Below are 10,601 nucleotides of genomic sequence, written 5' to 3'. Positions count from 1 at the left end.
CACCTCTTAAATCTTGGTAAACTTACCTCCAAAAAGTTTTTTTACATAGCCTTTTATTTCTAAGAGTGAAAGCTCACGTAATACTTCGGAAATATTAACTTGAAGAATCTCTGCTATATTTTCTGGTGCTAAATCTTCAGCGGTTAAAAGCTCTAAAATTTTTTGCGATAACCCAAAAAGCTCGGGTAAATTGGTAGAATTGGCAGGGAATAAGGAGCTAAACCCGAGTTCCTCTAAAATATCTGCTACCCCTAAAACAATTCTAGCCCCATCTTTTATAAGGAGGTTACTCCCCGCACTTTGAGGAGAAGTTATCATTCCCGGCACCGCAAAGACCTCCCGCCCCAACTCCAGGGCAATTTTGGCGGTAATTAAGCTTCCACTTTTTAAAGCCGCTTCCACCACCACTATCCCCTGGGAAAGAGCAGCAATTAGACGGTTACGTACCGGAAATAAGAAAGGAAGAGGTAACGTTCCTGGTAAAAATTCAGAGATAATCAGTCCCTTTTGTAAAATCTCTTGATATAGTTTTTCGTTTTCCCGGGGATAAGGTACATCTATACCCGACCCCAATACCGCAATCGTTGTCCCAACCTTAAGAGCACCCCGGTGGGCTTCGCCATCTATTCCTCGGGCCATCCCACTAACAACCGTTATTCCTGACCGGGCCAGGTCTTCCGCAAAGGTTCGTGCTACTTTTACACCATAGGAAGTAGCCCGACGCGCACCCACAATTCCTACCGCTGTTTCCTTTAAGAGCCGGGTATCTCCCAAACAAAATAACACCACCGGCGGGTCGTATAAGTGTAAAAGATTTTGAGGATACTCTTCATCTTCAAAGGTAATAATCTTTATTCCCAAATCCCGGCAATATTTTTTCACTTTTTCAGCATCAAACTCGGTAATTTTCCGAGATAGATTTTTAATTTCGCCCGGAGAAAACCCAAGTTCCTTTAGGGTTTTCTCCGGGGCTAAAACAATTTCTTTTACTGGAAAACCCTCTTTAATCAGGTGATTAAGCTTTTGGTTATAGTATACAGAAGCTAAGGTTAAATAATAATCGCTGTTTGCCAAAAAATCAACCCCACTTTGTTAAATTTATCTTTCTTTACTTTACCCGGCACCGGCTTAAACGTCAAGTAAGAACACCATAAATTCTACCCAAATATTCTATCTATTCTAATAAATGTCATCTTCGGCCATGGTTTAAAACCTTTTTAAATAAGTTTTATAATTTCCTCTAAAGAATATTGCTTTGTAAACAAGTTCCAGACATCACCATTGTCTTTTAGTCGTTCCGGTATAGTTTTTATGTTTAAATCCAGGGGATTTATTTTTCCATTATTAATTTCCTGCCAGGTAAGAGGCGTAGAAACCCCAGCCCCAGTATAAGCTCTTATACTATAGGGTAAAATAACCGTTTTACCAAAACGATTGTGATTATAATCAAGATGCACTTTCCCTTCCCGTTCTGCTCTATAATCTTGAAGAGCTACCCGCTGGGGATGGGCTTTTTCTACTAGACTTCCTATAAACTTAGTAATTTTTACCAACATTTCATTGGGATACACGGGAATTACCGGTACTAAAATATGCAAACCCATTAAGCCCGAAGTCTTCGCAAAACCTTCTAAACCATAAGAATTGAGGACTTCCCGAATTAATACCGCAACTTCTAAACACTCTTTAAAGCCAGAAGGGGGAAAGGGGTCTAAATCAAAAAGTAAAAGATCCGGAAATTTTTCTTTTCCCGCTTTAGCTAAAAGCCCGTGCATTTCAATACAACCCTGTTCTAATAACCACTTTAAAGTCGAAAAATCTTCCACTATTATACTTGTTTTTTCGTTGATCTTTTTTCCGTGGTAAACCAGCCCCAGAGGAGCATGGGTTAATTTTCCCCGAACATAATAACTTTCTTTTCCTACCCCTTCGGGATAAAATTTGACAAAAAAGGGCCGTTTCTCCAAGTACGGCCGTAGATAATCCCAGGTCTGGCGATAGTAAGCTATGATTTCCTCAAGGTAAATTCCCTCGGGATAAACCAAATCTTTTACCATAACCCCACCTTCTTTTTGTATACTTTTCCCGAAAAGGCTTTGGGAAATACAAAAAATCGTGCAGCTAAAGCCACACGATTTTCTAACTTCCCTTAAAACCCGATAAATTGTATTTTCCCGCTTTTTCTCGGAGGCACCGGGGGAGTTTGATCGGGATAACCTAAAACTACCGCACAAACAAACTCCTTATCGGTTACCCCTAAAAACCGGTCAATGTCATCGGCCACATACCTGGGCCCGGTCATCCAGCAAGTCCCCAGGCCTTTTTCATAAGCTAAAAGCATTAAATTCTCTACCAAGGCGGATACACTCATTATTGCTTCAATCCGGTTTTCTTCGTTAAAGTGCCGCTCATGTCCGCTCATCTGGTTGTTTACTGCATATTCGTATTTAGGAATATAAAACAAGATAATAACCGGGGCATCGCCGACATTTTCAAAGAATTGAAGGGTAATCTTTACTATTTTTTCTGGAAAAAGTTCTTCTAGTTTAGGCTTTAAATGCTTTCCTGCTTCGGCAATTAATTTTGCCAGCTCATCCCGTTTTTCTCCCCCCACCACGTAAATTTCCCAGGGTTGGCGGTTTTTCCCGGATGGTGCCCAGAGAGAAGCCTCTAAAATTTCTTCCAAAAGCTCCCGGGGCACAGGATCTTTCTTAAACTTTCTAATACTTCTTCTCCCCTTTAAAATTTCTTTAAGCTCCATTTTCCCCCTCCTTATACCTGATTTCTTAAATCCGGATTTACTTTATGATACGGTCACAGGGCACATCGCAGGGACAATTCCTTTTGCTATCTTTTAGTCCCGGCTCTCCTTTAAGGGTTTTAATTAATTCTAATAATTCTACTACTTCCCTCTCCTTTCCTTCTACAATAAACGTTTTTCCACCTTCAGCTCCACCAATTCCACCGCTTCCCACGACCACTACTTCTACGTTAGGATAAAAAAGCTTTAAAGCTGAAATTTCAGTAAAAATTTCGGCATCTCCCACCACGGTATAGCCAAATTTTTGCCCTAAAGATTTATCTAGAGCATAGATACCAGCCATTGTTGCTGCTTTTCGGACCGAGGGAACCATTTTCTCTAGCCCCACTGGAATAATCAACCGAATACCTCGAGCCCGGATCAGGGGATAAGCTCGCCCAATGGTACCACCGTAGGAGTCTGAAGTAATAATACCCGCAAAACCCTCGGCATCAATAGCATTAGCTCCCTTTAAAAACACATCCTCTCGCCCCATTTTTTCTAGAGCTTCCTGCCAGCTAAGTTCTGAAATTTTACCCCGTTCTACCACCACCGGTGGAATTCTCCGACCAGGATCGGTAACACACTGTCCCTTGGGCGTTATTACTCCCGCAGTATACAACTCCCGTTCAATTTTCCTGCCGGTTAATTCTTCAACGATATACCCATTAGTAGTTCCGCCAGCGATAACCACAATCCCTTCCTTAAAAGCTTTTGCCACCGCCGGATGTTTGGTAATACCGTGAGCAATCAACCTTTTTCCTTCAGCTACGGTTAAAGAAAAGCTAGCCCGCATTTAAATCACCTCCAATAGTCTTAAAGCGTCATAAATTTTTTCAAAATTGGAAGGGTCTTTTTTTATTTCCCCTTTTCCTTCTACCCCTTTAAAACCAAGGGTGATAAATTCCTTTATATCTAGAACATTATTTAAATATTTTAAAGTAATTTCTGCTCCAGTAAACACGGAATTAAAATTAGTGCCGGCAGTAAGAAGATATAATCCTTTGCGCTCCGGAGAAGTTGGTTCCCGCTGTTTTAAAATATATTTCTGAGCCCAATAGGGTTGCATTCGGTCAATAAGAGCTTTGGCCTGAGCACAAAGGCCCATCGCATAAATGGGAGAAGCCAAAACCAAAAAATTACATTTAGGCAATAACTCATAAATTTCTTTCATATCATCTTTTTGGATACACTTACCATCACGACTACATAAATTACACCCAAGACAGGGATTAATTTTTTTGCGAGAAGGGTTAAGAAAAACCCCGCTGCCTTTAGCCTGGAGGAGCTGTTCCACATACCGGGCGGCAGTATCGCTATTACCACCAAGCCTTGGACTTGTGGAAAGAATTAAATAATTAAGGGACTTCTCCACGGCCGTCTCCCTTTTGTTCGCTGACCACATAATAGTTTTCACAAATCTCTAGGGGTCGCCTTTTTACCCGGTAAATTTTCCTCTTTTTCAATTTTTACTCCCTCCTTGCTAAAATCCTTTTATCCCCAAGCCGCCGGGTGATTTTCAGTTGATCTAAGGTTTCTAAAAGGGGCAAGGCATATTTGCGCGAGATACCAAGAAGTTCTCTAACATCGGCAATTACAATTTCCTTTTTTTCGACCAAGAGAGCTTTAATTTTGGCTACTGCCTCTTCAAAATTTTGCCGGGCTAAATAAATTCCCTCATCAATTTTTATTAATTCACCTTGCTCCACCAGATAATTTATGAGCTCCTGGGCTTGTTCTTCGGTTAGATTAAAATTAGATAAAAGAGATTTTAGATTGTCTGGGGTTAGTCCCGCTTGTTTAAAATAATTTAAAACCTTTTCCTTGACTTTTAAAAGCTCAGGAGTAAATTTTGGCAAATGGTCAAGAAGAGATACCTTATTCCCACTTAACTTAAGCTTAGATCTACTCTCGGCAATTTCCAAAAAAGCCTGAAACTCCCTGGGAGTAAAATCATTAAAAAGTTTACTCTTTAATTCGTCTTTCGGTACACCCGTTCGCAAGGGGTATTGGCGATGATAACTTTGTAAAAATTCACCGGCCTTTTCTATAAGTTTAGCAAAATTGGGAGCTGCAAGATATAACTTTTCGGTAGAAGAATAAACTTTATTTTCAATTATTAATTTATTTAAGCTCTCGTCTACTGTTTGGGCGGGAAGGGTGGATTTTTGTTCTAACACTTTTTTATCAAGAGGTTTTATACTTTGCGAAAGGGCACTAAATACTAATTCCACTGGGTCTCCAGTCTCTTTGATTTTTAAGCTTTCCAGTACCTCCGGTCGAAAGCGTTTATATTTTCGTCCCGGATACGGGTCTAATATTTCTCCACCACCAATAGTAAGCATTGGAGAGTAAGAACGGATAACAAAACGGTCGTGGCGGTCAGCAACTACAGGTTCTTCAAGCATTATTTGCGCGTATACTTCACCCCCGGGCTCCAGCTCCTCCCGGTCTAAAAGTAAGACTCGCCCAAACTTTTCCGCAGTGCCTAAATAAAAACGAATTAGCTGGCGGTGGTGGATCGGCTTTTCTTGCGAAGATAACGCAATTAGCTTAACATCCAGCAAACGGGTTGGTTTTAAAACCCCCTGGGTAACAAGATTATCCCCCCGTTCTATATCCTTGACTTCCAGATCCGCAAGGTTTACCGCTACTCTTTGACCCGCCACTGCTTTTTCCACTTTTTGACCGTGTACCTGAAGATTCCTGATTTTTTTTGTAAAACCCCGGGGTAAAATTTCTATCGTCTCTCCTACCCTTAGTTCTCCTGACCAGAGAGTTCCGGTAACTACCGTTCCAAATCCAGCAATAGTAAAAACCCGGTCTATAGGAAGGCGAGCATAATGGGACCTGGGTTTTTCCTCCACTTCTTCCGCAATCCGGTCGATTTCCGTCAGCAAAGCAGGAATCCCTTCACCGGTAAGAGAAGAGACAGGAATGATTGGAGCATTTTCTAAAAAAGTCCCCCGTAAATATTCCCGAATATCTTCAACAACCAGATTTAACCAGTCATTATTTACTAAATCTTTCTTGGTTACTACCACAAGGCCTTTTTTAATTTGCAGAAGCTTTAAAATGTCCATGTGTTCCCGGGTTTGGGGCATAATACCTTCATCGGCGGCAATAACCAGTAATACCAGGTCGAACCCCATTACTCCAGCAAGCATATTTTTGATAAACCGCTCATGCCCTGGAACATCCACAATACCTGCTTTTTTTCCCGAGGGAAGGGTAAGGTGAGCAAAGCCTAGCTCAATGGAAATCCCCCGTTTTTTTTCTTCTTTTAGGCGGTCAGTATCTATACCTGTTAGCCTTTTAATTAACTCGGTTTTTCCATGATCAACATGACCTGCAGTACCTATAATGAAATATTTCATAGCCGGTCACCTGCCAAATATTTTACCAGCAATTCCAAGCAGTAGTTTATTTCTTCTTCTAAAACCGTCCGTAAATCAATGATAAGTTGTTCCTCTTCAATTCTTCCCAAAAGGGCTGGATTTTCCAGACGTAATAAGCTTGCTAATTTTTCTGTTGAGAGATTTTTAGGCTTAATTTTAATTACCCAGGAAGATAAATAAGTTCCCGGAAAAGCTCCACCACCAATCTCGGACTTTCCTTTTTCCAGGATAATTTCGGCAGATAAATTTGTCCGTAAAAGCTTACGGTAAAGTTTTTGAGCACGTTTTTTGATAATTTCAGGTTTTTCCGTTAGCATTCTTAAAACGGGAATTTTCGTTAGAAAATCTTTTTCAAAATAAAGCATTAAGGTTGCCTGCAAAGCTGCTACTGTCATTTTGTCAATGCGGATTGCCCTGGTTAGAGGATTTTTTTTCATTCTCGCAATAAATTCTTTTTTGCCCGCAATAATTCCTGCCTGAGGCCCTCCTAAAAGCTTATCGCCGGAAAAAGTAATTACATCCACCCCTTTAGCTAATACTTCCTGCACCGTTGGCTCATAAGGAAGGCCATAGGGAGTTAAATCCAAAAGGCTTCCACTACCTAAATCCCACATTACTGGAACTCCCTTTTCCCTGCCAAGCCGCACCAGGTCAGCTATTTCCACGGTTTCAGTGAAGCCAATAATTTTGTAATTGCTGGTATGTACCCCCAGTAGTAATCCGGTATTATCGGAAATCGCTTTTTCGTAATCGGTAAGCCTGGTTTTATTGGTGGTACCCACTTCTTTTAAAATGGCACCACTTCTTTCCATAATATCTGGAATTCTAAAGGCTCCGCCAATTTCAACCAGTTGTCCCCGGGAAACAATAACTTCTTTTCCCGAAGCCATGCTACTTAAAGCCAAGATAACTGCGGAAGCATTATTATTCACCACTAGAGCATCTTCGGCTCCCGTTAACTCGCGAAGATACTCCACCAGATGGTCATAGCGTGAACCCCGTTTCCCGGTTTTCAAATCTAACTCCAAATTGCCATAGCTACCGGAAACTTTTTGTAAAGCCTCCACTGCCTCGGGAGCTAAAAGAGCCCGGCCTAAATTAGTATGAAGAACTACGCCCGTACCATTTATTACCCGCCGGTAGGGAGGTAAAAAAAATTTGTCAATTTTTTCTTGGGCAAGGAAAATAACTTCTCTTAATTCCAGCGGTTTTTGCCGCTCACCGGAAACAATAGCCAACCGCAATTCCTCCAGAACTTCGCGAACTTTTTTGGTAACGATTTCCCGACGAAACCTTCCCAAGTAATCTTGTAGTTCCGGAGCTTTGAGGATCTCGTCTACTTTGGGAATAGAGCGTAATAACTTTTCCGCTGGCATCCACTCACTCCTTGTAAATTTCTAAAATTTCGTAATGGGTATTCCGTTTTGCCGGGATAAATCCCGCTTCGCGAATAGTCGTAATTATCTCCTCCATGGGTATACGGTAAGTTACCCCGGCCGCCCGCACTACGTTTTCCTCTAGCATGGTCGAACCAAAATCATTGGTACCAAAATATAAGGCAAGCTGGGCAATCTTTGCCCCCTGGGTTACCCAGGAAGCTTGAATGCTCGGAAAGTTATCCAGGTAAATTCGAGATATGGCCACAGTTCTTAAGTAATCCATCCCTCCAACAGGTAAAAGATGAGCTAAAGCAGTGTTCGCCGGTTGAAACGACCAGGGGATAAAGGCGGTAAATCCGCCGGTTTTATCCTGAAGTTTTCTAATATTTTCTAAATGCATTACCCGGTCTTCATAATTTTCTACATGTCCAAACATCATTGTAGCCGTTGTCTTCATGCCGAGGGAATGAGCTACTTCCATAACCATGAGCCACTCTTTTGTCGAAATTTTATTGGGACTTATTATTTTTCGCACCCGGTCGGATAATATCTCCGCCCCTCCTCCAGGTAAAGATTGTAGCCCACTTGCTTTTAATTCTTTTAAAACTTCAACTACGCTTAGCCCCTCTTTTTTTGCAAGATACATGATTTCCGGCGGTGAGAGGGAATGAATTTGGACCTGGGGAAAACGTTTTTTAATTTGAGAGAATAAATCTTTAAAGTATTGAAGACCTAAATCCGGGTGAGTCCCCCCTTGCATTAAGAGCTGGGTTCCCCCTAATTTAACCAACTCTTCAATTTTAGCAAATATTTCTTCCAGAGATAAAATATATCCTTCCGGGTGTCCCGGAGGACGGTAAAAGGCACAAAATTTACAAGCAGTAGAGCAGATATTGGTATAGTTTACATTCCGATCCACTACAAAAGTAACTATATCTTCCGGGTGATGCCGGCGCCGGACGAGGTTAGCCAGGCGTCCTAAATTGTATAAATCTCCCTGTTCAAAAAGTAAAACTCCTTCGGCAAAAGTAATCCGTTCCCCCGCTTCTATTTTTCCGTAAACTTTTTTTATCTCCAATCCTCTTCCCTCCAGATATTAACAATAACCTCTTTGGGAGCTTCATTAATTTCCGAAGCCAGGCGATAAAATTCCAAAAGACCAGCAATTTCTGACTCGGACAATTCATGGGAAATAATTTTTAAATATTCATCAATTTCTTTAGGAGTAAAAGGGTATTTTTGGCTGCCATAAGCCACCATTTCTTCCCAGTGGGATAGGGAAAAAGCTTTGGCTTTTTGAAAGAGCTCGCTTAACTTTTTAATTTTTAAAGGTTCCTTGGCACAAGTTTCCCGATGAACAGCCCACACCGCATAGACCATGGGATGGCCGGTAAGGGTTTTAAAAGCCTCTCCTAAATCCAAGACTCCTAAATCCGGTGGAGTATGATAATATCCAGATAGAGCTTTATCCCCAATAAGTAACGCTCCATCCAAATCAGTAGTTTGGGAAAATTCAATATTTAAATTCATTGGTACATACTCTGGCCAGGCCCCAAACAGCTTTTTTAAAATTATCTTTAATAAAACCACCGAAGTTGCCGATTCCACTGTAACGCCAACTTTTTTAAGTTCACCAAGTCTTCCCGAAAACTCTTTGCGGTAAAAAAACATGACGCTTAGTACCGGTCCATTAGCTGCAATGGAAAGGTTAGGAAGTATTAAGAGGTTCTGGTGGTTTCTGGCATATTCTATCGAGGAAATTGGAGTAACATCCAGTTCCCGCTTAAGAAAAAGACGGTTTAACTCTGCCGGAGGTCCTGAAAAAAGTTGTATTCGGTCATTGGCTTTTTTCTCTAAAGGATAATATACGGGTAAGCAGTTTAAATAGCTTACCCGTCCAATTCTTAATTTCATTAAAAATCCTCCTGAACAACATTGTAAAGGGTATCCCGTTCCACCGGTTTCCTTCCGGCTTCCCGGATAAGGTGAAGGATTTCCTTTTTGGTCATTGCTTGCGAAGTAGTAGCCCCGGCAGCATGGGTAATCCGCTCTTCTACCACCGTACCATCAATATCATCAACCCCAAAGGAAAGGGAAATTTGGGCAAGTTTTGGTCCAACCATAATCCAAAAAGATTTAATGTGGTCAAAGTTATCTAGCATTAATCGGCTTATAGCCAGCATTTTTAAATCTTCAACCCCAGTAGTGAGGGTTTTAATTTCTCCTTCTAAACCAGTATTTTTGGGATGAAAAGCCAGAGGTATAAACGACATGAAGCCGCCAGTTTCGTCTTGAAGCTCTCTTAACTTAATTAAATGCTCAATTCTTTCTTCAATGGTCTCAATATGTCCGTAAAGCATGGTAGCATTGCTTTTTAAGCCCAGCTTATGAGCTGTTTTCATTACTTCCAGCCAGCGTTCCCCGGAGATTTTTTTCTCACAGATTTTTTGGCGGACCCTCTCGGAAAAAACTTCCGCCCCTCCACCGGGGAGTGAGCCAAGACCCGCTTCTTTTAATATTGTTAGCACTTCTTCCAGCGATTTGCCGGAAATGCGGGAAAAGTAGTCAATTTCCACCGCTGTAAAAGCTTGAATGTGAACCCCGGGCAGTGCTTTTGCCACTCGCTCGACCATTTCCACATAAAAATCAAAAGGCAAATCGGGATGAAGACCACCTACAATGTGAATTTCCGAAATATGGTCGTCTTTAGACTCCCGGGCCCTGGCCTCAATCTCCTCGAGACTCATTTGGTAAGCTTCCGGTGAATCTTTATCTACACCGAAAGCGCAAAGTTTACAGCGGTTAACACAAATATTGGTAGGGTTAATGTGGCGATTAACGATAAAATAAGCATTATTGCCGTTTTTTCTCTCGCGGACAATATTGGCAAGATAGCCAATCCCCAAAAGGTCGGACGATTGAAAAAGGGTTAGGCCATCTTCAAAGGATAGCCTTTTACCTCGTTCTACTTTATCATAAATTTTTTCTAATTTTTTATCGGAAAAACTAAACATTATGTCACTC

The 10,601-nt window shown here is 41.3% G+C and carries 10 protein-coding genes; all 10 read right to left on the bottom strand.

Annotated elements, in window-relative coordinates:
• Window positions 1-6 precede the first annotated feature (6 nt).
• The 10 genes from dprA to mqnE all read right to left on the bottom strand — a co-directional run bounded on the left by dprA (window position 7) and on the right by mqnE (window position 10,591).
• Window positions 7-1,074, bottom strand: coding sequence for a DNA-processing protein DprA (gene dprA / locus cpu_RS10100; RefSeq protein ID WP_075859870.1), 1,068 nt, complete (start codon window positions 1,072-1,074; stop codon window positions 7-9).
• 143 nt (window positions 1,075-1,217) lie between these two features.
• Window positions 1,218-2,057 (bottom strand): non-homologous end-joining DNA ligase LigD, encoded by an 840-nt coding sequence (gene ligD, locus cpu_RS10095; protein ID WP_075859869.1) that lies wholly within the window; start codon window positions 2,055-2,057, stop codon window positions 1,218-1,220.
• A 92-nt stretch (window positions 2,058-2,149) separates the two neighbouring features.
• A complete protein-coding gene (locus cpu_RS10090; RefSeq protein WP_075859868.1) occupies window positions 2,150-2,761 on the bottom strand; it encodes a nitroreductase family protein in 612 nt (203 codons plus the stop codon).
• A gap of 37 nt (window positions 2,762-2,798) precedes the next feature.
• Window positions 2,799-3,596 (bottom strand): hypothetical protein, encoded by a 798-nt coding sequence (locus cpu_RS10085; protein ID WP_075859867.1) that lies wholly within the window; start codon window positions 3,594-3,596, stop codon window positions 2,799-2,801.
• Window positions 3,597-4,175 (bottom strand): flavodoxin family protein, encoded by a 579-nt coding sequence (locus cpu_RS10080; protein WP_159434000.1) that lies wholly within the window; start codon window positions 4,173-4,175, stop codon window positions 3,597-3,599.
• A gap of 94 nt (window positions 4,176-4,269) precedes the next feature.
• Window positions 4,270-6,177, bottom strand: coding sequence for a selenocysteine-specific translation elongation factor (gene selB, locus cpu_RS10075; protein ID WP_075859865.1), 1,908 nt, complete (start codon window positions 6,175-6,177; stop codon window positions 4,270-4,272).
• Window positions 6,174-7,574 carry an L-seryl-tRNA(Sec) selenium transferase gene (selA, locus tag cpu_RS10070; RefSeq protein WP_075859864.1) on the bottom strand — a complete coding sequence of 467 codons (1,401 nt, stop codon included), beginning with the start codon at window positions 7,572-7,574 and terminating at the stop codon, window positions 6,174-6,176. Before selA ends, selB begins: the two co-directional genes overlap by 4 nt.
• A 4-nt stretch (window positions 7,575-7,578) precedes the next feature.
• Window positions 7,579-8,655, bottom strand: a complete 1,077-nt coding sequence (gene mqnC / locus cpu_RS10065; RefSeq protein ID WP_075859863.1) for a cyclic dehypoxanthinyl futalosine synthase — start codon at window positions 8,653-8,655, stop codon at window positions 7,579-7,581.
• The gene (locus cpu_RS10060) at window positions 8,646-9,491 is read right to left on the bottom strand and encodes a menaquinone biosynthesis protein (RefSeq protein ID WP_075859862.1); all 846 of its coding nucleotides are present in this window, start codon (window positions 9,489-9,491) and stop codon (window positions 8,646-8,648) included. Before cpu_RS10060 ends, mqnC begins: the two co-directional genes overlap by 10 nt.
• On the bottom strand, window positions 9,491-10,591 hold the full coding sequence (mqnE, locus tag cpu_RS10055; protein ID WP_075859861.1) for an aminofutalosine synthase MqnE: 1,101 nt from the start codon (window positions 10,589-10,591) through the stop codon (window positions 9,491-9,493). Before mqnE ends, cpu_RS10060 begins: the two co-directional genes overlap by 1 nt.
• Window positions 10,592-10,601 lie beyond the last annotated feature (10 nt).

This window comes from Carboxydothermus pertinax, assembly GCF_001950255.1.
GTDB lineage: Bacteria > Bacillota > Z-2901 > Carboxydothermales > Carboxydothermaceae > Carboxydothermus > Carboxydothermus pertinax.
This window is presented reverse-complemented; position numbering and strand designations above follow the sequence as displayed.